Genomic DNA, 23823 nt, shown 5'->3' with positions numbered 1-23823 from the left:
TGAGGTTATAACTTATGCAGATGAATTCAGCAATATTGATAAATATTTAAATATAGGTCATCGTTACCATTATTTGGTGGTAATATGAAGCTAAAAGCAATCATATTTTTGTTTATTTTTGTTACAATAATTGTGAGTATTATGATAGTAAATGATGTGCTTTTTGTGAACAGGGTTACACAGATTAATATTGGTGTGCTTCCTATTGAGGATTCAGCGCCCATAATAATTGCCCAGAATGAAAAATTATTTGAGCAAGAGGGATTAAACGTTAATGTTACACTCTTTACGTCTGCTAGAGATCGTGATATTGCACTGGAAAGCGGTAAAATTCAAATAGCTGTGTCAGATCCCATCACGAGCACCATTCAATTTGCTCAGGGACTCCCTATAAGAATTGTATCAGTACTGTGGGGTGGATATCAGAATCAAAGCGTATTCTATATACTTTCACCGCCTAACTCTACAACCAAAACATTGCATGAGATAAGGCAGATTGGCATATCGAAAACAACTATAATAGAATATGTTACATACAGATTAATTCAGATGTCTGGAGAAGATCCCAATAATTATGAGTTTATCAATGTTCCAAGTATACCAATACGATACCAACTTCTTATGACTGGAAAAATAGAGACCGTAACATTACCTGATCCGCTTGCAAGCTTAGCGATAATGAAAGGAGCTCATGTTCTTGCATCAACTAAAGCGTACAATAAATCAATTACTATGAGTGTGCTAATTGCTAATAATAATTGGTTAGTAAATAATAGAGAGGTTATGGTAAAGTTCTTAAAAGCAATAAATAAAGCAATAAAGTTAATTATTTCAAATCCAAGCAAATACAATGACCTTATTACAACATTTATCAAGCTCCCTGAAGAACTTAAACCCTATTACAGAATTGGATACTGGACAGAACTTAGCGTATACCCGAAAGATAATTTCAAAGATGTTTTGGACTGGCTCTTGTTAAAAAATTATATAACTAAAACTGTTAATTACAATGATTTTGTTGATACAGAATTGGTGTTGAACGCACGATGATAAGGGTTCGAGAATTAAGCGTTAATTATGGTCCGTTAAGAGCTTTAAGTAGCATTAGCATTGATGTAATGAAAGGTGAAACTGTAGCTGTAGTTGGGCCCAGTGGTTCAGGAAAAACGACATTGATAAAAGCGCTAGCTGGTTTAATAAATTATAAAGGTGTTATTGAGATTGGCGGAGAGCAGGTAAAGTGTCCTAGAAAAGATGTTGCAGTAATTTTTCAGGAAAATAATCTTTTACCATGGTATACAGTAAGACAGAACGTACAGCTTGCGCTAAAATTTAATAATCCTAATAATGCAAATCCCAAAAAAGTAGATGAGATATTAGCACATGTCGGTCTTAAAGATTTTAGTAATTATTATCCGTCACAACTAAGCGGCGGAATGAAACAAAGAGCAGCATTGGCACGCGCACTCGTTATTGAACCACAAGTTCTTCTTTTAGATGAACCGTTTTCTGCTCTTGACGCATTAACTAGGGAGCAAATGCAAGATATAGTCATGAAGATGTGGTCACAGTTAAGGTTTACTATGCTAATAGTAACCCATAACATTGAAGAGGCTGTTTATATGGGAAAAACAATATACGTATTCACAGAGAGACCTGGAAGAATTAAAGCTGTAATACAAAATAAAGGAACAGGAACGAATGAGTATAGAGATACAGATGAGTATTATAAAGTGGTGAAGCATGTCAGACAAATTATCAATCAATAAGTATAAGTTAATAGCATATTTCACCTCATTTACTACTATAGCAGTATTATGGTGGATTATATCAATAACTTTACGAATTATTTTTCTACCTGATCCATTAAGCGTGATAAGCTATACTATTAATTCCATATCATCAGGAAAAATAATACCACATATAATAGCTAGTCTCTTCAGGGTCATCATTTCTATCATAGTAGCAGTTTCGGTAGCTCTATTTTTAGGCCTTGTTTTGGGTTATTATAATAAGTTAGATGCGTTATTTACACCATTAATCATGTTATTGTATCCAATACCACATATTATCCTTTTACCAATTTTAATTTTGTGGTTAGGACTTGGTAATGCTAGTAAAGTAGCATTGATATCAATAATTATATTTTTTCCACTGTTTATTCAGATAAGAGATAGCGCAAGGCGTATGGCAAAAAATTACGTTGACTTATTATTAGCGATGGGGGCTAAAAAATATGAACTCATAAGATATGGAACATTACCAAGCACTCTACCATCCTTATTGACAGCTTTAAAGATTGCATCAAGTACAGCATTTGCAGTACTCTTCATAGTGGAATCAATTGCATCGAGCGATGGATTAGGATATTTAATAATAGATGCATGGCAAAGAGTGAGTTATATTGAAATGTATTCAGCAATAGTTATAATGGCATTGTTAGGCATGTTGTTTTATACATTCTTCAGTGTATTAGAACATATGTTCTGCAAGTGGATTAACCACTAAGCTAGTAACCATAATTCGGAATAAAACGCATCTCATGAGCAAACTTGATATAACTTTATTTATGCCGGGTAATAGTTAATAGTGAGGTTATACCTGTGCGAGCAAATCTAATAGTGAGCATATTCGGTTTACATGCATTTGATGATGATGGGAAGAATATTGCAAATCAAACTTTCAAAGGTAAGCCTGAAGAAATCGCCGAAAAACTTTTAAAACTTAATGAAGGAGAGCCAATAGAAGAATTATCCCAAATTCTTGATACGTTAACCAAAAATAATATAAATGATCTAGTAATTCCAAATGAATCATTAGGAAAAGCAACAAATGCGCTTTCGTTTAAAGGTTCACTTTCAATCAATAGAAATATTGCAAGATTAAATTCAGTGATTAAAGATTTAGCACTCAAATCTGGATGGATAAACACAATGGAGGAATACTTCTCAATTAAACGAGCTATAACATTAGAGATGAGCAGAATCTTAATCAGAAAAGCACAATCAAAACGTGATCAAAGCATTCTTCAAGCTATAAATGCGATCGATGAAATTAATAAAACTGTCAATAACATAGTAGGTAGGATAAAAGAATGGTACGGACTTTATTTTCCAGAAATTAATAATATCATACGGGACAACGAATTATATGTAAAGCTCGTGCGTGATATCGTTTATAGGGAGGATTATAATAGCGATAAATTAAAAAATCTAGGATTAAAACCAGACCTAATAGATAAGCTTGAAAAATCTGCAAACACCTCTGTAGGTGCAGAACTAGCAGATGAAGATCTAGAAACCATCAAAAAACTTGCTGAAGAAGCTATTAGAATGTACGAGATGCGATCAGAGCTCGAAAAATATGTCGATAATGCAATGAGTGAGGTAGCACCAAACATTAAAGGTTTAGTAGGACCAACGATAGGAGCCAGATTAATAGCACTAGCTGGAGGATTAGAAAAACTGGCAAAAATGCCCTCAAGCACAATACAAGTTCTGGGCGCAGAGAAAGCATTATTTAGAGCACTAAGATTCGGTTCAAAACCACCAAAACATGGAGTAATATATCAATATATTATAGTACACACATCACCAAAATGGCAACGTGGCAAAATTTCAAGGGCACTAGCTGGAAAATTATCAATAGCAGCAAAAATAGACTTCTTCAGTGGAAGAGATGTAAGCGAACATTTAAAGAAGGAACTCGAACAAAAAATTAATCTCATTAAAAAAACTGCAGCAGCTCCTCCAATTAAGAAAATTGAAAAAGAAACAAAAACACAACCGCGCATCAAAGAACGCCCACAAAAGTTTAAAGGGAAAAAGAAAAGATAAGTAGGTGAGAAAAATGGTGACAGTTGAACCTCACGAACGCTTCTCTGGCATATATTGGATTACACTTGAAGATGGAATACGAAGATTAGCTACAATTAGTTTTGCACCTGGCATTAAAGTTTATGGTGAAATTACGGTAAACATTGGGGATAAGGAATATAGAGTGTGGAATCCTTATAGAAGCAAGCTAGCGGCATCAATATTAAAGGAAGTAAGCCTAATGCCGATTAAACCAGGTTCTAAGGTTCTTTATCTTGGTGCATCCACAGGAACGACAGTAAGCCATGTATCTGATATAGTGGGAGATCAGGGTATCGTTTATGCAGTAGAATTCGCACCTAGAGTTGCTAGAGAGTTGATTGAAAAAGTTGTAAAATACAGAAGTAATGTAATACCCATCTATCAGGATGCTACACAACCACATAATTATAGTGCACTTCTTGATGAAGTTGACATCATATATTGTGACATAGCACAACCACAACAAGCTAAACCATTAGCAGATAATGCAGATCTATACTTGGCTGATGGAGGTTCAATCATGTTAGCAATAAAAGCCATGAGCATTGATGTCACAAAAGAACCCAGCGAAACTTATAAAAAAGAAATGAAAATACTCGAGCAAAGAGGATTCAACATAATAGACGCTATACATTTAGAACCATACGATAAAGATCACGCTATGATTACTGCAAGATATTCAAGAAAATCATCTTAAAACGCTAATTACTTCATTATAATCTTCCTCCTAACTCATCGGTTTATTATTGTGTATCCTCGAAAGACCTGTAATAATTAGAGAAAAGCACTAATCTTCACTGAAGTTTCTGTTATTACATAATTGCACATTGAATACTGTATTATTAAGTTTTCAACGAAAAACTCTCTTTAATCATACACTTTTTGTATATTTGTTAAATATTTAAGTTTTCTATAAAAGGTTTATAAATATTCAAAACTATTAGTCTAACGTGATAACGATTATAAAAATGTTATCCGAAGAAATAGGACCTAGAGGTGCTGGATCAAAAGAAGAGAGAAAAGCAGCGGAATATATATTAAAGAGTTTTGAGGAAAAAGGATTAAAAAGTAAATTTATTGTTTTTAAAACAATTCCAACGTTCTCATATACATACATATTAGTTTATTCATTAGCAATACTTGGAATTATAATAACGGTTATGAGTAGCATCATAGGTATTATCCTAATGTTCATCTCTTTTATATTAAATTTACTTGAGGAGGAAATTTATATTCCAATCTTAACTAGGACACTTTCAATCCTTGGAAGAGAAAGTAGAAATGTTATAGGAATATTAAACGAGGGAAAAGAGAAAAAAATAGCGATAATCGCACATTATGACAGTACAAAAGCATCATATTCATTCCATCCTAAGAGAGTAGGAACTTTAAAAACAACAATAAGGTTAAATTTTCTATCGTTAGCGCTTATCAATGTGCTTGCTTTGGTAGGATATTTTACGGGATACCTTAATGGTTTATTTTATTGGTTATTAATTATTAGTATACCTTTATTTGTATCACTAATAGTTCTAATGCACAGAGAAATATTTCATAAATATGTTCCAGGAGCTAATGATAATGCTTCAGGAGTTGCTGTTTTAATAGATTTGATAGATAAGCTAAAAACATCTGATAAAGAAATTTGGTTTATTGCTACTGGAAGTGAAGAAGCAGGCATGATTGGGATGTATAACATGTTAAAGCACTTAAAAGGATTCTACATAATAAATATAGATAACATTGGTGCGGGTAGACTCTATTATACTAAAAAGGAAGGCATCATAATTAAATACCAATGTAAAGGAAGATTAAAAGAAATTGCAGACGAAATTGGTAAAAAATTTAAAATCGAGCCTGTAGTTTATAGTTTGCTTCCTACAGACGCAACACCTGCGATTAGAAGAGGCTTTACTTGTATCACCATCATAGCATTAGATAATAGAGGCATTCCAGAAAACTATCACTGGTATAATGACAAGGCAGAATATATAAAAGAAGAAAACCTAATAAAAGCCAGAGACTTTGTTCTAGAAATTGTGAACAAGATATAATCTCTTTCACATGATTATCACAACATTTTTGATATACTAAGGTTTCAATTTAATCAGCATGATACAAATCTACAACCTAAATGTACTACCATTAATACTAAAATTGTATTCATTATGATTCTTGTTATGAAAGTTAAGGTAATGAAAATATCTATTCGTACTTTTAATAAACCACATATGAGCGAAAATAGTTCCACTGGTAAAAATGGAATAATCCCAAATATAGTGTAGATAACCCATCCATATTTATTCCATAATCTAATAGCTGTATTGAGTTTCTGAACTGATACTCTCTTTACAACGTAGGCTCCTCCTAAATAATATGCTAAAGCGTAATTAATGATCATACCAATAGTAGATCCTATAGAAGCAACTAAGATGAGGGGGAAAAGAGACATTCCAATGAGCGCCGCACCCATTATTAATACTGGGCTTCCTAAAGGTATTACTGTGCCACCTATTATTGTCACTAGTAAAACACCTATGAGACCATAGTTTATAATAAAGGTACGAGTGTCTAAAAATAATTGAGAATTAACAGGCCAAAAATTTTTAAAGAACGAAAATATAACAAAAAGTATAACAACTATTACTATTATGAAACCAACCTTCACATTTTTGAGATAACTTGTCAAATTAATCATAATAAACTTCTCATTCATTACACTTCACTACACTTATCGTGAAACAGTAATTTATTTTTTCACCATTAATTTTATTTAACTTAGAAGCAACAAAAACTTAAAAAAAATAAGAATTATTAAATTTTTAATCCAAAGAATGTTACTCCAATCGCTAAAAACGCAAATGTAAACCAAAAGATAACGCCTATTAACAATAGAATTCTTATCAATATTGAGGGTCTTAAAGCTTTAGGTAACCATTTAGAATTAATGTATATTGTTGCTAAACCTGTAACGCCAAGTACTATATTTGACATATTTGCAACAAGTAATATCCAAATTAAAGGTTGTATTTTGAAACCGTATGTGAGGACAAAAGCAAAAATAGCCCACAAAACTATTACCGTCAATATGATATAATAAAGTTTTCTTATATCATTCCCAGTCCATTTTCTAATCTTATCACTTGCTTGCCATGTCATATCAACTAATGTTCTTGTTATCATATCAGTACTACCCAATTGTGTACTGAAAAGTATCCAAAAACCAGCTAACAATGCAGCAGCCCATCCTATAGGTCCAAATTTTGCTGCTAAAGTGTTGCCTTGATATGCAGCGACCCCCCAAGCAGGAAGTCTTGTGCCGCTTGGAATTAAAGCCAATGCTAAAGCATTAGGAAGATACATTCCTATGAAAGCACCTAGAGTGAAAATTCCAACTATATCTATTATTGAGAGTTTTCTCCATACACTCCATTTTCTGAGATTTTCTTCCGTTACTTTGAAAACTTTTCCAGTAGGTGACACACTAATTTTTTTACCTTTAATTAATGTTGGGATTGCTCCAACTTTTGCTCCCATCGCAAAACCTTTATCTCTATAATAGTTACTAACAGTGGTATTATTTAATCCGCCCGCGCCTGCGTAACCAGCAAGCGCTCCAAGAAGTATTATGCTAGCACCTGGTGCTAAGTAACCGAATGTGAAGAATCCTATAAACGTATTTAACGCTACATTACTAGGCACTACTAATGCATCTATTATTATCAGCATTCCTATTATCAAAAATATCATTACCCACTGAGCTAATTCGAGTGCTCTTTCAACAACTCCACCAACCGAAACTAATCCTACACAAATAAACAAAAGTATGATGCCGCTAACCATAACTAAGAAGGCTTCAGCATCACCAGGTATTTTTCCTATAAATGCAGCAGTAAGAGCTGTAGCAGCAGCAAAAGCCCATGCAGGCCAAGCTCTCTCCAATATTGAGAGAATTGTTAAGAATGGAGCCCAAAATGTTTTACCTGGTGGCAATCTCATCATACCATTGAAAATAGGTTCTCCAGAATACATAGTATATCTGACCATTTCTAGATTTAGGATTGTTTGGAGAAGTATAGATACTGTGGCTATCCAAAGTATAAAAGGACCATAGAGTATTGTGCTACTTGGACCTATTAACCACTCTCCACTTCCTATTGAAACACCTAAAACAATTGCACTAGGACCTATTATTCTTAAAACACCTCGTAAGTTTAATTGAGGAGGATCTGGAAGTTCATCAACTTCAACTTCAGGTCCAACACCAAGCTTAACTTTTTGTGACTCCATATAAAATAAGAGCTTATTTCTTGTATTTATTTTTTTGATATAAGTTTATATAGGTATCTTTGTTTAGTCTCAAGGGATCCTGTGTGAATAAAAGTAAAATCTTGTTTAGTATAATGATGACTCTGAGTTTATGTTAATAAACTAGTAGTTATTAGAATACTTGATATTAGATATGAAGTCATTTATGGTTAATTAATAAAACAGTAGTAATTATTTATTAAATAAAACATATGCACAAAAATTGTTTATAATAATATTAGGAGTATAAGATGTTTAGTATCAAAAATAACTGTGGCATAATTTTAATAGATTTTTTGTGGGTTGAGGAGTGTGAAGAATAATCTTATGGTATTGTGGTATTCTTTGGATTTTGACATATGTTCTAGGATTCTACCTTCTACTTCAGAAACGAATTCTTCTGTAAACTTTGCAGGTAGCATTACTAAACTATCAACAAGGTCTAGTGCTATAGGTAAGTTTGTTGCATCGTTAAACATGTTTTCTTGTCCTAGGAATTCTAGTAGTTTCTCTACAGGTATTGAGGAGGGGAATTCTATTTCGCAAGGAGGCAAATCTCCATAAAACTTTACTTGGACTCTTCTCATGTCATCTATAATATTTTTCTGAATGTTGAGTGCCTTGAATGGTGAGTAAACTTTTTCCTTGGCTTCTTCGATAAGGTTTTCTTCAGGTCTATTTTCATGTGATCTTATTGAAATCAAAAAAGCGATTTGGGTGTATAATTGCACAGGATAATCTCCGATTAGATCATGATAGTTAAACATTGTTCTCTCGTGCATGATGTGTGAAAGTATTAACTTATCTATTATTGTTGTGAAAATGTTACTACTCTTTTCTTTGAGCGCCAAATATCCACCTAAAGCTCTTGTATGACTCCTCTTTATAACACTAATGACTTTTCCGCTTGTCTTTAACTTCTCAGTAATATCCAATATTTCCTTAACCTTCTTCTCCTCTTCTGCACCATAGAGTCCGACTTTTTTCATTCTTTGTACAGTATATATAAACCCGTAAAAACTACCATCTAATATTAATAAATCACATTTATCAAGTGCTTCTAATGCCAGTTTCCTCTCAATATATGTTGATAATATATCAAAATAGTACTTACTTTTATCTTGAGATAGCGCTTGTTTTCTTCTAAAAACGCCTACACCGAAATCCTCATTTCTTTTTTCAGCTCCCTTTAAGAACACTATACCTCCAGCAATCAAACCATATCTAATACCTAAACGTTCACTTAACCTCGGCGATCTTGAGCTGTCCACTGCAGCAATGGTAAAAACTTTGTTATTTGTATTCAACGTATGTGTGTAAGGTTCTATAAGACTCCTCAAAGACTCTAATTGATTTTTTAGGTTTGATATCTTTGATGCCAAATCTTCAGCTTCTTCACTAGCTAATTCAAAAAATTTATGTTGAAGATCTTGGGGTAATTTTATCCATTCTATTGTTTCTTTCTCCATAACTCTCACTCTGGAGGTTTATAAGTTATGAGTAATGGTACTGGTGACAGATTCATAGCACCTGAAAAGTAAAATTTACCAGGATTAAGTTGGAGCATGTGATCAGGTGTAATACCATAAGGTGATAACCATTCTGAAGCTCCACCTTCACCGCCAGCATCAAGTGGATGAATTCGCCCAAAAAAGTGCGTGTTAAGATTTCTTCTAACAGAGGCGTTTATGCCTATTTCACCCTTAATACCCTGAGCGATGAGCGTTAAATTAAGCATTCTTTTCCTTCCTAACGCAGCCAAATTCTTTATCGTTTCTGTGGTTTTTTGTTGTAAGCCACTAGGTGACCATGGAGCGTACTGCGGAGCTTCATCAATTACTAAAGCAGTATTTACATTATCTCCTTTTTCCATCAATTTATAAAGATAATTAGCAAGTGTGCTAAAGAAACTTAGTTTAGCCTCAGTTGGCAAACCACTCATATCTACAACAAGGATGTGCTTCTCTTCTTCAAATTTTTTAAGAAACTCTTCCACACTAATAGTCCCCATTACTGGATGTAAATCTGTATTCTTAAGTCTGCGAAAAACTCTATTTTCAGCCCTCATAGCGTAGTTTCGCCATCTCTTATCTTCTATAGTTTTAATATAATTATCAACATGATTTTTAAGGCCATTGTATAATATTTCATGCGCTTTTTCTGGATCATTCTTGATTGCGTTTTCAACTTTTTCCCTCCAATTAACTATAAATTCATCAAATGCGGCCTCAATGTTATTATTCTCGGCAAAACCGTTCGTTTTTTCTTTAAAATAACTTAAAACAGATTCTTCATCGAGCGACATATCAGTTATATTCATTATTTCAACATTTTTTAAATTTTTATAATAAGGTACATAATCGGTTCCGCTCCAATCAAGTATTAATACTTTATAACCTGCTCTAATATACAAAGGTATGAGTACATAACGTGCAAACCAAGATTTACCACTACCAGTACTTCCATAGATTCCCACATGGTAAGGTATGAACGCCCTATTTACAGGTATTTTCCATTTTTCATGTCTATCGAGAAATGCATCCAACCACAAAACATCCACACCTTTGCTCATTAATTCAAATGGATTGTCATTATCATCAAGCAAATAAACAGGTGACCGAGGCTTTATTATCTTTCTATTCGGTTCTACACCGTTATTTGTGATAATACCTATAGGTTGAACAGAAAATGAATACACTTCTCTGGCACCAGAAGGCTCACCGCCATATTTCATGTAAGCGATATCAGGTCTATATGACGTATGATCTAAAAATTCATTCTTACCTAAACCTTCCCTAAAAACACCTAATATTTGATCATCATCATGCCCACCATTCTTAATAATAACTAACTCTTCAGAGACTATCTCATTTTCTAAATCTTTTAATAAAATTGCTCTGCTTTTCGTTTCAGTAGAACCATCAGCAATTCTTCCAATAAGTTTCAAAATTTTTCACCATCATAATATTATCAATTATCAAGATAATAAATATTTCTATGTCATAGTTTCCTAACCATACAAATACACTATCGAGGATAAATTGTTGTTTAGTATTAACTCTGAGTACTTGACTAACTTTCTTATAATGCTTCTTAACATCAAACAACTTACGAACATGTATTATAAATTCATCTATTCGGAAATTACTATACTATATACCTAAAAATTGATATAGATAAGAAATTGAGCTTAAATAAAAAAGAAAGATTATAGCCCGGATTGTTTATACAGTTCTCCTACTTTTTTAGCGAAGTCCCATCGTTTATTTACGTAGTCCCAGTTTATTATCTTAAAGAAATTGTCGACATATGGTTTTCTACTTGTGCCGTAATCTATAAAATATGCATGTTCGAAGACATCAAGACCTAGGATGGGTATGCACATTGCAGTAAAACCTATATTCTGTAGGTCGATTAAGTAATTATGGAGCCTGTGATCACTGAGATCATATACTAACCAAGCCCATCCTCGGGCAGCCATAGCAGTAGCTTTGAAATCTTCAACCCACGCCTCAAACGATCCAAAATCTTTTTTGATTTGTTCTACTATTTCACCTTTAGGTGTGCCATCACCGCCGTAAATCGTATTAAACCAGATCTCATGGAAAATCATACCGTTTACATTGAATGTCTCCTGTCGTTTCAGCTCGCCATATTCAGAATACGTTGCTGCAGCCTTAGACCTGTCCGCAGTCTTTAATTTTTCCTCGATTTCATTCCTCTTATTAACATAGCCTTGATATAGTTTATAATGTTCCTGGTTCGTCTTTATGGAGATCCCAGGTATTTCTTTTTCAAGTGGAAATGTTTTTGTTTTATGTATCCCATTCGTCATGGCTTATCGTGATATACAAAACTAAAGAGAAATATTAATTTATCACATTCTCATGAAAATTTAATAAGAAAATATTGCATCAAATTTATTAAAAGCTAAAGCAAGATGTATTATTTCTTATATTACTTCAGATCTGTTTTGTGATTTTAGATTTAAATGTTAAACCAGTAAATATTATTATTGGCATTAGACCACTAAACAGTGCCAAAAACATTTCATTAAGAAGCGCTGTGTAATATAAATATGCAACGCTCCAATCAGGAAATGGAAATTTAACAGTAAAACCATAGATAGAGCTCATAATTAATATAGGTATAGAAGATATGGTCATAATGACAAACAATGGTGAGAGAAATAAAATCGCATGCTTTTTATATTTAACATTAAATACTATTATCATTACTAACGAAGACATAATAATAGATAATAGTGTTGACCACATTATAGAAGTAATGTAAAAATCCAATGAATTAACTGAAGACATTGTTGGTAGAAACTTAAACACATAAATAAACGATGTCCAAAAAACTGCTACACCAATAAGACCTGTAATTATAATCTTCCAAAACATCCTTTTAGATAAATAAAGCACAATTATAGTAGGTAACCATGCAATTAATCCTATTAGAAATGATCCACCGATTCTAAACACAAAATCCCTCGAAAGTAGATCGCTTTTGCCATTTTCATAAATACTAGCCAATTTATTGTGATAATCCAATATCAACATAACATTATCAGAACTAGTAGATCTGAGCTTTTTAAGCTCATCTATAATTCTAGTAACATTTTGTACGTAATTATTTAATTTAACTTTCTCAAAAAGGTCTTCCAAATGATACGCAAAATTTATGGTCAAATCAATCATGTACGTATTGAGATCTTTCCTAATACTCTCATCAAATCCATCAAACAGGGGTAACTCATACGATACGAGTTCAGGCGGAAGACCTAAAGCAAAAGTAACAGTTGAGGCAATGCTAGTATAATAAACAGTTCGATTAATAATGATGCTCTTTTTAACCCCCGGCCCCATCATAGAAAGATATATTCTCCTTACCTCTATTTCGCCTCCTCCATGACCACCAGTGTTTAAATGGCCATGATCACTAAGGATGATTAATAATGTTCTTTCAAGAATGCCTCGCATGCTAAGAGCGTTAATTATATCCATGATTGCTTTTGAGCTTCCTTTTACAGCTTCCTTATATTGATCGCTTAATGCTCCATATTCGTGACCAACTTCATCAATATCAGAAAAACCAATCCATAAAAGATTAGGTGGCTGAGCATCATTTATAATCTTTATTGCCTCTTTCGTAGCATTATACATTTGACCAGGAATCTCAGGAATTTGAACAAATGTATCCAAGTAGTTTCCAAAGAGCATCTTTATAGAATTATCACCTACAGCTGCAGTTTTTAAACTAAAACGTTTAGCAAGTGAAAACATATTAGGAACATTTAATACACCCTTACTGTACCAATTAGATGAAACACCAGAAATCTCATGAGGCAGCCCTGTTGAAATTGCAGCTCTAGCTGGAACAGAATATGTTGGAAGTAGTGCATAAGCATTGGAAAATAAAACACCATTATGCTTAACAAATATAAAGCCACCATAACCAATATCATTAACAACATCCGGCCTAGCACCATCCACCAATATTATAACTACATAATCAGCTATTTTAGGATAATTATAATCGGATTGTAAACGAGTTCTAATATCAACAGGAGGCACGTAATTAACCCAGCTACTCCATATTTTAGTTGCAACATTGTTAATCACAAAACCTGTGACGATAAGAACCAGAACCATAGAAACCACTAAAATTACAGACCTTCTCATCAATAAACCCCTATAAAGCAATCCGAATCAAACTATTTATATTTAACACAGTCGGCGGGGAGTCCTCATCCGTAAGTGTGGGGATGAAGGCCGATAAGCTTATATTTTTTCTCGTTGTGTTTATCATTGTCTGCTTGGTTGGCAGACCTAGTAGGCATGGGACAGGCTGAAAGAGAAGACTGCTGAGGGCAAGACCTCCGTAACCCACCTTCCACACGGGATTCCCGAAACGGTCTCACCTGCCGAGACCTCCGCTGTGGGTGAGTGGAGATCGAGTCTGTCCGTGGAAGCAGGAAGCCACCTGCGAAAGCTGGTGGTAGTTCACTGCAAAATTTTTTAATAAACTACTCAAGTTAAATTAATTAATAAAAAAAGATAACTTAGAATACACTCACAACAAGTTCTGTTTTGATAACATCCAGAACTTGGAAGATCTTAAAGATTGAAATGCAAGAACCACTTACCTTAGTTATGGAGAGATTCAATGTAGCTAGCAGCTTTAGAATAGATTAATATAGAGATCCACATGGCACTAAGGGTGTTTCAGTCGAGGATATTAAAGTATGTCTCGAAAGGAGCTTGTAACTGGAAGATTCACACTTTAAGTTTAAACTGAGTTTCGATTCCTTCTCAACCTTTATGTTGAAGTCTCGCTTTTAAGGTGAGGATCATGAAAGTATGGTGAATAGTTTATGGTTTTTCTAGCACTTTTATTATAGGTTTTTCTATTTTTAATTTGCCATTTTCTATTTCCTTTTCTAGTTCTTCTTTGGACAATTCGCTAATGATTTCAGTGTACATGAGTATTATATAGCTTCTGCCCTTTTTCATTTTTATACCCAATTTTAAAGCTTTTCTGAAGTATATAAATTTATTTATTTAATTTATTATCATTACAGATTTTAAAATTTTCAGTCAAAGATATTTTTAAATTTTCAGCTTTACTTTTAAGTCTGTGATATTTTATTGCCATATTTTTATTTATTTTGTAAATCCCATGTTATTCACCTTTCTGCTCTCATTAAACTAAATTCAGGATGAAGAAGTTTCAAGCAGTGCTGATATGAATATGACGAATCTTGTCTTCTTGAAATGATGTTTAGTTAGTAATAATCACTTAAAATCCATGGATTACCTAAATGAACATTTTTTAATCCTTCATTCTTAGCAGCTTTCACGCATCTTTCTGCATGAGTTCTACTAGTTGGTGGCAAATCTATTAGCATGTATTCGGGATGGAAAGCTAAAAGTGAGTACGGTATTTCTGAGTTAATGTCTGCAATAAACCTTGCGATATTTCTAATTTCATCCTCATCGATATAACCTGGTACCAGTAAAGTACTAGCTGTTAATAACGGGACTTCAGGTCTATCTTTTATAAAATTGGAGGCATACTTAAAATTATCATAAACAACAGTACCATCCACGCCGCACAAACTTCTATACAATGCAGGATTCCAGGCTTTCAGGTCGAATTTCATCATACCACCGCTTTCTAAGGAGTACTTTAACGCTAAGTTTAAAAACACTTTGTTCATAAGTCCATTAGTTTCCCAGCATATTCTAATAATTCTTTTTTCTTTCAGAGATTTCTCTCTAATAAGTTTACAAACATTTAATGCGTGCATTATCTGAGGTGATGGATCACCACCAAAAAAGCATACACAGGTTACATAATATGTTATATGATTGATCAGTTCTGAAATAGAAACTCGTGGGTGAAGATTTCGAATGTTCTCACGATAAAACCAATTTTGGCAAAATAAACAATCTAAATTACAGGTTCCATAAAAAACAGCAAGGTTCGCATAACCCTTTTCAGTTCCTTGTCTAACAGCATACTTAGGATAACCGAGTCCTGTACTTCCTGGACAAAACCACCATGCAACACAATTGGTTGGATGCGGATCATAATACCATTCGAGAATAGCTTCCTCTGGAACTTTAATCCTATATCTTATTAATCCTTTCACGTTCTCGGTTAAGCCACAAAAACCAAGTTCACCATCAGGTATTGAACATTCATTAGCACAAACTCTGCATTTAACGCCTCTTTCAGCAGTTTCAGAATAGATGTGTTTAAATATTGGTAGATATAGGAGAATATTGATGTCCGAAAAGCTCTATACAATCAAAGAGGCGAAGAAGCTTCTTGGAGTCACCACCTGGACCATTCAGCAATGGGATAGGCAGGGCAAGATTAGGTGTGTCAGAACCCTTGGAGGACGTAGGAGGATCCCTGAAAGTGAAATAAAACGCATCCTTGGTTTAAGAGAGGAAAGAATTATTGTAGGGTATGCAAGGGTTTCATCTTCAACACAAAAGGATGACCTTGAAAGGCAGAAACAGCTCATTTCAAGTTACGCTAAGGAGAAAGGTTACGGTGAAATTCAAGTTTTAACGGATATTGGTTCTGGACTTAACGAAAACAGAAAAAACTTCCTGAAACTCTTAGATATGGTTTCAGAAAGGAAAATATCCAAGCTGATAATCGCTTACGAGGACAGGTTCACGAGATTTGGTTTTGAAACTTTAAAGAAAATGTTCACAACTTTCGGAACAGAAATAGAAGTAATAAACCATGAAGAGAAGGCACCTCATGAAGAGCTTGTGGAAGACTTAATCACCATAGTTGCTCATTTCGCTGGAAAGCTCTACGGAATGAGAAGCCATAAGTATAGGGAGGTTGTTGAAGGTGTCAGGAAGCTTGTTAGTTAAAGCGTACTCAATACCATATAACCTTGAGGTAAGTGAGCTTATAGAGGATTACATGCGCGTCTTAAACTCTATCTTGGAAGATTTATGGAGGAACATTGCATGGAATAGGAATGGGAAGAGGCTTATACCGTTTCTGAGGAAAGATAAGGCTTTTAGGAAAAAGCTTAGAGACAAGCACCTCAGAGGATGGGTTTACTCCAAGCATTACGTGGACTCAGCGATAAAACAGGCCTATTCCGTACTTGAATCGTGGAGGAAGAGGTACCTTCGTGGGCGGGCAGGAAGAAGTAGGCCTGAACTGAGGAGGAAGTTCGTTAGAGTTAAGGAAACCCTCTACAGTTACAGGAACGGGGTTCTCAGGATTTCAGTGAAACCTTACGAAGAAAACTTAACCATAGATTTGAGGAAGGCGTGGTGCTGGGATAGGATAAGGGGATTGGAGCTCGGTGAACTCATACTTAAACAGGACAGGTTCATAGTTACTGTTAGAAGAGAGGTGGAGCTAAAGATTAAAGACCCAATAGCATGGGACGTGAACCTCTTAACCTTGGACAGCTTTGATGGTGAAAAGCATTACTCGATAAGCTTGAAGGAAATCTACACTATCCACAGAACGTACGAGCTGAAGAGAAGGGTCATCCAGAAGCTACCCGGAAAAACGAGGAAGAAGCTCCTGGAGAAGTACTGCTCGAGGGAGAGGAACAGGGTTGACGACGCGCTGCACAAGCTGGCTAAACAGTTATCCAACAGGACAAACGTCTTCGAGGACCTGAGGGGGTTCAAGGAAAGGATTGCTAGGACGAAGAGTAGGAGCATGAACAGGCAGAACAGCAAGCACAATTACATCAAACTGCAAAAGTACGTGGAATACAAATCTGCGTGGAACGGTTATGCTACCATATATGTGAAGGCGAAGGGCACCTCGAAGACCTGCTCCAGATGCGGGTACTACAACAAAGACCTAAGGGGAGCAGTCTTCAAGTGCCCAAAATGCGGACTTGTAATCGATAGACAGAGGAATGCATCAATAAACATTTGGAAAACGTTCCTTAGGATGTGGGGATTCATGGGTTCACCCCGAAAGGAGCAGAGCTCGATGAGCCCTCCAATGAACCCTGAGGAGGACGAGAGCGTTGAAGCTCAAGGACTAAGTATGGATTCTATACGTATCCATACTTAGTTCAGAACCCTTTGGCACTTCTTGGCGGTTCTCTAGGAAGATTGAATCTATCCCTGCTTAAGGAATGTGATTTCATTGCAATATTGAGAGCTTTATCAGGATATTTTTTAATGCAGTCCCCGCAAACTCCTAATACCTCACTTATTGTAGTAGACTTAGATCCACAAATTTTACACATTTTTTCTTTCTTCCATAGCTTCTCATAATACCATAAAAATCGCATACGTTTAGAGTATCATAAGAATACTAATAAAGTTTTATTTGTTAAAAGTTGCACTTGGAGATAGAAATCATCATTGTGATAGTAGATAGGTTTATTAATTACTTACGAATATTATTCTTAGTATGCCTTTCGATCTACCAGAAGCTCTACTAGAATTAATGTTTATAATACTCTTAATTGTTATAATACTGATAATATTTTCAGCTAGTATTAAAATTGTGAAAGAATATGAGAGAGCCGTTATATTTAGATTAGGAAGATTACTAGGAGCGAAGGGGCCTGGTCTCTTCTTCATAATACCGATTTTTGACAAATTCTTCAAAGTTGATTTAAGGGTTTTAGTTGCTGATGTTCCAAAACAAAGAATTGTTACGAAGGATAATGTAAGCGTTGATGTAGATGCTGTTATATATTATAGAGTTTTCGATCCTGTAAAAGCTGTAACTACAGTTACAGATTATAATTATGCATGCCAACTTCTTGCACAAACTACACTAAGAGATGTCTTAGGTCAGGTTGAACTAGATGAACTGCTCACAAAACGAGAAGAATTGAATAAAAGATTGCAAGTATTATTAGACGTCGTTACTGACCCGTGGGGGATTAAGGTTACAGCGGTTACTATAAAAGATGTTGCATTACCTGAAGCAATGTTAAGAGCAATGGCTAAACAAGCTGAAGCTGAACGAGAAAAACGATCCAGAGTTATCATGGCGGAGGGTGAATTACAAGCATCAAAAATCATGGCTGAAGCAGCAAAACAATATGAAGAACATGCTATGGCCATGAGGCTACGAGAATTACAAACACTAACAGAAATAGCAAGGGAACGTAACTTAATAGTAGTTACGTCACAAACATTTACAACACCAGGAGAAATAGCAGCCTTTACTAAGGCATTTCACAACAAAGAAAGAGAAAAAGAAGAGAAACAAACAATGTAGAAACATTTAAATTTAACAAAAATATTCTTAAAATCGAATAGGAATGTTCTTTCTTAGAAGCAGGTATACGGCACTTCTTAGATATGTGTTTCTAACTTTAATAATTTTGTCTTTAATACTAATGATAAGTACTATTAATGCGCGTGCGCAATCGAAACCTATAATACTTATGGAAGTATCGGGTATAATAACAGAAGGTACTTATGAAGATTTGGACAATGCCATTAATTATGCCACATCATTAAATGCTCCTTTATTGTTAATAATAAACACGCCAGGGGGATCTTTAGATTCTACGGTGAAGATTGTTGAGCTCATTTTAAATTCGAAAATTCCTGTTATAGGTTACGTCTATCCTCATGGAGCTACAGGATGGTCCGCTGGCTCATTATTACTATTATCAAGTCATATAGCTGCTATGACGCACGGCACGGTGATAGGCTCCGCACAACCAGTTTACTATGATCCAGTAACAGGAAGTCGCCCAGTTAACGATACAAAAATAATTAATGCGGTAGCAACATATTTTAAAGAAATAGCTAAAGTACGCAATAGAAATGAGACAGCCGCTCAGGACTTTGTTATTAAAAATCTCAACTTGGGAGCCGATGAAGCGCTAAAATATAATGTAATAGATACTGTCGCAGACAGTCTTGAAGAACTTTTATCAAACATTAATAAGAGAAATGTAAAAACAGCTCAAGGAGAAATAATGTTAGAAACATCAAATACTGAAATAATAAAATTTAATACAGGTATAAGAAATACCATAGTACGAATATTACAAGACCCGATCATATCATATATCTCTTTCATGCTAGGTTTGTACATATTAATATTTGGTTTAGCATCAACGCATCACGCAGTCTCAGTAATCGGAATACTCCTTATATTAATTAGTCTAGTGGGGATGGGTTTCAGTATTAATACGCTTTCAATAATTTTAATAACTATGGGGATAGTACTTTTGCTCATTGAACTTTTCGTAATCCCTGGATTTACATTAACTGGAGTAACAGGAATAATCATGATAGTACTAGGCGTCCTAATGCTTCCCTTATCAACAACTCCCGAGAAATGGATAGTCTATAGCGGCTGGTATGAACACGTGAGATTATATATGATAGTATCAATAACACCGTTAACAATATTTTTTGCTGTGAGTTTCTACAAAATACTGCAAGCAAAAAGAATGAAACCAAAACTATACATAAGCGGAATAATAGGTCAAGAATGTATTGCGTTAGATGACATATCACCAGAGAAATCTGGGTTCGTACTCTGCCAGGGAGAATATTGGATAGCAGAATCAACAGAAAAAATAGAAAAAGGAGAAAAAGTGATAGTAATAGATAAAAGAGGTCCTACGTTGATGGTTAAACGCAAAATCGAAAAATAGACCTAAAACTCATGAATACCTTCATTGTACAATAAGAGAGATAACTGATGCTCTCCTCCTTTAGCAGGAGATGATTGACACCAATAATAAATAATCGACATCTGATGTTAATTATGATGAGCCATTGAGGACAGCGTCAACATTTAATTAAGGGACATTCTTCTTTAGTTTTATACTATATGTATCTTATTATAGAAACTTTCACGAAGTTTTTCGAAATTTTCTTTATAGTATTTTATAGCATATGGAAGAGATTCTAATATATCTGAGGCGACTATTCCATCTTGTCCTTTTTCTTTTGCAGCCAAATCTCCAGCAAGTCCATGAATAAAGACTCCGGTTCTTACGGCTTCATCAATGTTTAATCCTAAGGCATACATTGCACAGATTGTTCCATTTAAAACATCACCACTTCCAGCAGTTGCCATTCCAGCGTTTCCACTGAGAACGATATAAACTTTTTGATCAGGATAACCGACTAAAGTGTGTGGCCCCTTTAAAACTATGATTGAATTTAACTCTTTTGTAGTTTTCTGCAAAATGTCTACTCTATTTTTCTCTATTTCTTCCCTCTTTATTTGGGTAATTCTTTCCATTTCTCCAGTATGAGGAGTGAGAATAGTAATTGATTTCCTCTTTTTAATAACTTCTATATCTTCAGAAACAGCAGTTATTCCATCACCATCAATTAATACTGGTTTTTCAATCTCACTAACTAATTCCTTTACTAGTTGCTTAGTTTTTTCATTTGTAGAGAGGCCAGGCCCTATTACTACTATTTTTGCTCGTTTGTAGGCATTTGATTTCAAAATTTCATCTTTAGCCTCTAAAGCAATAGTTCCTTCCTCTGTTTCCGGTTGAGGAAGAAAGACAACTTCCCTTCCTCTCTCAGCAAGGAAAGGGACGACAGACTTTGGTGATGCTAGATAGGCATATCCTCCTCCAGCCTTTAGAAAAGAATATGCAGAAGCGATGGGAGCCCAAAAATAATATCTAGAACCGGCTATAAACAAGGTCGGTCCATAGGAGAATTTAGTTGCCATCGGATCACGTTCTGGAAGTTTAATAGGTTCATATATTTCAACTTTAATCCATTCGGGTTCTTGAAGAGAAATAGGATAAGAAATAAAATCAACATATAATTTTCCACATTTTTCATAACCTGGATATAGTAAATTTCCAACTTTTGGTAATCCAAAGGTTACAGTATAGTCAGCTTTAACGGAAATTCCCATCTCTTGACCAGTATCACCATTGATTCCTGAGGGAATATCGATAGCAAAAACTTTTTTTCCACTTTTGTTTATTAATTGAATGACATCTTTATAAACTCCTTCAACATTCCTAGATAAACCTACACCGAACATCCCATCAATAATAGCATTTGCCCATTCTACATCACTTCTGACATCCTCAACATCCTTTAGCTCCCTAATTTCAATCGGAAGATTCTCTATTCTCTCGAAATTCTTTTTTGCTGACTCACCATATTTTTCTTTCTCAAAAATAAAAACCTTTACTTTTCCTCCATGAGAATGAAGATGTCTGGCTACTACAAATCCATCCCCACCCTTATTACCCGGCCCACAAAAAATAACAAACTTCTTATCCTTTACACCAAACTCTCTTAAGATGACAGAGCATACAGATCTTCCAGCATTTTCCATCAAAATTTCCTCAGAAATATTATATTTTTCTATTGCTTCTCGATCTAACTTTCTTATCTCGGTAACTCTACATACCTTCATTCTTTCACCATTTCTATTTTATTTTCAAAAAATTTAAATCTATTATGTTATACTACTAATAATGTGATGAATATGAAGGCGATGGTTCTTAAAAAAATAGCTCCAATAGAAGAGGAGCCACTAAAATTAGAAGATGTACCCATTCCTCAACCAGGTTTTAAACAAATTCTCATAAAAGTTTACGCATGTGGAATTTGTCGAACGGAACTTGACGAGATTGAAGGAAGACTAAAACCACCTAAGCTTCCTGTCATATTAGGACATCAGGTAGTAGGTCGAGTGTACGAACTTGGACCTGGTGCATCTAAATACAAAATTAACGATAGAGTGGGCATCGGATGGATTTATCATGCATGTGGTGAATGTTACTTCTGCAAAAAAGGAAACGAGAACTTATGTTACCAGTTCAAAGGAACAGGGTATAATGCTGATGGAGGTTATGCGGAATACATGGTAATTAATGAGGATTTTGCGTATCCAATACCTGAAATATTTAGCGATGTTGAAGCAGCACCACTACTTTGCGGTGGAGCAATAGGATATAGAGCTTTAAAACTAACAGGAATGCAGGATGGAGACACTATAGGATTATACGGATACGGATCTTCAGCTCACATCATACATCAGGTGATAAAGTACAAATTCCCAAACTCCAGAGTCTATGTTTTTACAAAAAGAGCTGGAGATGAACCCAGCGAATTAGCTAGAAAAGCAGGTGCTGAATGGGTTGGAAAAACCGGAGACACACCACCAAGAAAACTTAACTATGCCATAGACACAACCCCTGTAGGATTACCCATAAAAGAGGCGCTAAGAAATCTAGAAAGAGGCGGGAGGCTTGTTATAAATCTAATCAGAAAAGAGACTCCCATACCAGAGCTAGATTATGCAACACATCTATGGGATGAAAAGGAAATCAAAAGCGTTGCGAACATCACAAGAAAAGACATCGAAGAATTCCTAATTCTAGCCAGCAAAATTCCAATAAAACCAGAAATTAATGTATTCAAACTAGAAGAAGCAAACAAGGCATTAATCATGCTCAAGCATGGAGAATACAAAGGAAGCGGAGTGCTGAAAATACTTTAATAAGTTCATAAATTAATGACTCTAACTACTTCATACTATGTAATATATTGTTAACAGATAGTTGTCTTCAGCGATGATTAGCTCACCCTTAAATAATTTCTTATGTTACCAATCTCATTTTTAAGATTCTTATTAAATTGATCATCGATGTGATTTAATATAAGAATTTTAGCATTGAGAGCATTAGCTGGCATGCCTCGTACACTTCTAACTTAAAGGAGCCTGAATCATATGAAAATTCATCATATATTTCTATAACATTTATTTTAAAATTTAAAGCAGTGAATAAATGTGGTCCAACATGAGCTATTATTTCACGTAGGCCGAGTGGTGCAAATATTGCGATGTCTTTCTTTCGACCCTCTATATGGGCTTGAAATAATAACTCAGGAACACCTAAAAAGTGATCCATATGAAGATGTGTAACATAGATTGCATCAATACTGTTTAATAATCCTTTATCCGACAATCTGTAATGACAACCAACACCGCAATCGACTAATAACATTTTATTACCGAAATCAACTAATGTTGATGCTCTCCATCTACAAGAACCAGGTGAACCTCCAGCACCAGTACCTATAAAGTATAGCCTAATCATAGAACCTCACTAACTCAACTGAGCAGTTCTCCATTCTTAAATTCCAAAAGTTTATCCCGAGGAATGCTA

Annotated in this window: 21 protein-coding genes; 11 read left to right on the top strand and 10 right to left on the bottom strand. The window is 34.7% G+C overall.

Annotation, left to right across the window (positions count from 1 at the left end):
• The first annotated feature begins 84 nt into the window (after nucleotides 1-84).
• From QW128_02245 to QW128_02220, 6 genes are all read left to right on the top strand, one after another.
• The gene (locus QW128_02245; GenBank protein MEM3832407.1) at nucleotides 85-1050 is read left to right on the top strand and encodes a MetQ/NlpA family ABC transporter substrate-binding protein; all 966 of its coding nucleotides are present in this window, start codon (nucleotides 85-87) and stop codon (nucleotides 1048-1050) included.
• Nucleotides 1047-1769, top strand: coding sequence for an ABC transporter ATP-binding protein (locus tag QW128_02240; GenBank protein MEM3832406.1), 723 nt, complete (start codon nucleotides 1047-1049; stop codon nucleotides 1767-1769). The genes QW128_02245 and QW128_02240 overlap by 4 nt, the downstream gene beginning before the upstream one ends.
• Nucleotides 1744-2508 carry an ABC transporter permease subunit gene (locus QW128_02235; protein ID MEM3832405.1) on the top strand — a complete coding sequence of 255 codons (765 nt, stop codon included), beginning with the start codon at nucleotides 1744-1746 and terminating at the stop codon, nucleotides 2506-2508. Before QW128_02240 ends, QW128_02235 begins: the two co-directional genes overlap by 26 nt.
• 95 nt (nucleotides 2509-2603) lie before the next feature.
• On the top strand, nucleotides 2604-3836 hold the full coding sequence (locus tag QW128_02230; GenBank protein ID MEM3832404.1) for a C/D box methylation guide ribonucleoprotein complex aNOP56 subunit: 1233 nt from the start codon (nucleotides 2604-2606) through the stop codon (nucleotides 3834-3836).
• Nucleotides 3837-3849: 13 nt separating this feature from the next.
• Nucleotides 3850-4554, top strand: a complete 705-nt coding sequence (locus QW128_02225; protein MEM3832403.1) for a fibrillarin-like rRNA/tRNA 2'-O-methyltransferase — start codon at nucleotides 3850-3852, stop codon at nucleotides 4552-4554.
• Nucleotides 4555-4807: 253 nt separating this feature from the next.
• On the top strand, nucleotides 4808-5911 hold the full coding sequence (locus tag QW128_02220) for a M28 family peptidase (protein MEM3832402.1): 1104 nt from the start codon (nucleotides 4808-4810) through the stop codon (nucleotides 5909-5911).
• Nucleotides 5912-5964: 53 nt separating this feature from the next.
• On the opposite strand, the gene QW128_02215 is transcribed toward QW128_02220, so the two are convergent.
• The 8 genes from QW128_02215 to QW128_02180 all read right to left on the bottom strand — a co-directional run bounded on the left by QW128_02215 (nucleotide 5965) and on the right by QW128_02180 (nucleotide 15825).
• A complete protein-coding gene (locus QW128_02215; protein MEM3832401.1) occupies nucleotides 5965-6573 on the bottom strand; it encodes a VTT domain-containing protein in 609 nt (202 codons plus the stop codon).
• Between the two features lie 98 nt (nucleotides 6574-6671).
• Nucleotides 6672-8147, bottom strand: coding sequence for an Nramp family divalent metal transporter (locus QW128_02210; GenBank protein MEM3832400.1), 1476 nt, complete (start codon nucleotides 8145-8147; stop codon nucleotides 6672-6674).
• Between the two features lie 302 nt (nucleotides 8148-8449).
• On the bottom strand, nucleotides 8450-9634 hold the full coding sequence (locus QW128_02205; GenBank protein MEM3832399.1) for a DNA double-strand break repair nuclease NurA: 1185 nt from the start codon (nucleotides 9632-9634) through the stop codon (nucleotides 8450-8452).
• A gap of 5 nt (nucleotides 9635-9639) precedes the next feature.
• Entirely contained in the window at nucleotides 9640-11112 is a 1473-nt protein-coding gene (locus QW128_02200; GenBank protein MEM3832398.1) for a DUF87 domain-containing protein, read from the bottom strand.
• Nucleotides 11113-11373: 261 nt separating this feature from the next.
• On the bottom strand, nucleotides 11374-12000 hold the full coding sequence (locus tag QW128_02195) for a superoxide dismutase (protein ID MEM3832397.1): 627 nt from the start codon (nucleotides 11998-12000) through the stop codon (nucleotides 11374-11376).
• 127 nt (nucleotides 12001-12127) lie between these two features.
• Nucleotides 12128-13852 (bottom strand): alkaline phosphatase family protein, encoded by a 1725-nt coding sequence (locus QW128_02190; protein MEM3832396.1) that lies wholly within the window; start codon nucleotides 13850-13852, stop codon nucleotides 12128-12130.
• 690 nt (nucleotides 13853-14542) lie between these two features.
• On the bottom strand, nucleotides 14543-14695 hold the full coding sequence (locus QW128_02185) for a hypothetical protein (GenBank protein MEM3832395.1): 153 nt from the start codon (nucleotides 14693-14695) through the stop codon (nucleotides 14543-14545).
• A 260-nt stretch (nucleotides 14696-14955) separates the two neighbouring features.
• Nucleotides 14956-15825, bottom strand: coding sequence for a radical SAM protein (locus QW128_02180; protein ID MEM3832394.1), 870 nt, complete (start codon nucleotides 15823-15825; stop codon nucleotides 14956-14958).
• 136 nt (nucleotides 15826-15961) lie between these two features.
• Here QW128_02180 and QW128_02175 point away from each other — a divergent pair, with 136 nt between their 5' ends.
• The 4 genes from QW128_02175 (at nucleotide 15962) to QW128_02160 (ending at nucleotide 20316) form a co-directional block, all read left to right on the top strand.
• Entirely contained in the window at nucleotides 15962-16570 is a 609-nt protein-coding gene (locus QW128_02175) for an IS607 family transposase (GenBank protein MEM3832393.1), read from the top strand.
• Nucleotides 16548-17750: a transposase gene (locus QW128_02170; GenBank protein MEM3832392.1), complete on the top strand. Its 1203-nt coding sequence runs from the start codon at nucleotides 16548-16550 to the stop codon at nucleotides 17748-17750. Before QW128_02175 ends, QW128_02170 begins: the two co-directional genes overlap by 23 nt.
• A gap of 345 nt (nucleotides 17751-18095) precedes the next feature.
• Entirely contained in the window at nucleotides 18096-18917 is an 822-nt protein-coding gene (locus QW128_02165; protein MEM3832391.1) for a slipin family protein, read from the top strand.
• Between the two features lie 106 nt (nucleotides 18918-19023).
• On the top strand, nucleotides 19024-20316 hold the full coding sequence (locus tag QW128_02160) for a nodulation protein NfeD (GenBank protein MEM3832390.1): 1293 nt from the start codon (nucleotides 19024-19026) through the stop codon (nucleotides 20314-20316).
• A 170-nt stretch (nucleotides 20317-20486) separates the two neighbouring features.
• On the opposite strand, the gene QW128_02155 is transcribed toward QW128_02160, so the two are convergent.
• Complete coding sequence (locus tag QW128_02155) at nucleotides 20487-22064, bottom strand: NAD(P)H-hydrate dehydratase (GenBank protein ID MEM3832389.1); 1578 nt, start codon at nucleotides 22062-22064, stop codon at nucleotides 20487-20489.
• Nucleotides 22065-22130: 66 nt separating this feature from the next.
• On the opposite strand from QW128_02155, the gene QW128_02150 reads away from it, so the two are divergent.
• The gene (locus QW128_02150) at nucleotides 22131-23153 is read left to right on the top strand and encodes a zinc-dependent alcohol dehydrogenase family protein (GenBank protein ID MEM3832388.1); all 1023 of its coding nucleotides are present in this window, start codon (nucleotides 22131-22133) and stop codon (nucleotides 23151-23153) included.
• Between the two features lie 154 nt (nucleotides 23154-23307).
• Here QW128_02150 and QW128_02145 read toward each other — a convergent pair whose 3' ends face one another.
• A complete protein-coding gene (locus QW128_02145; protein MEM3832387.1) occupies nucleotides 23308-23754 on the bottom strand; it encodes an MBL fold metallo-hydrolase in 447 nt (148 codons plus the stop codon).
• Nucleotides 23755-23823: the final 69 nt, after the last annotated feature.

The organism is Thermoprotei archaeon (genome assembly GCA_038881895.1).
GTDB lineage: Archaea > Thermoproteota > Thermoprotei > Gearchaeales > WAQG01 > JAVZOV01.
This window is presented reverse-complemented; position numbering and strand designations above follow the sequence as displayed.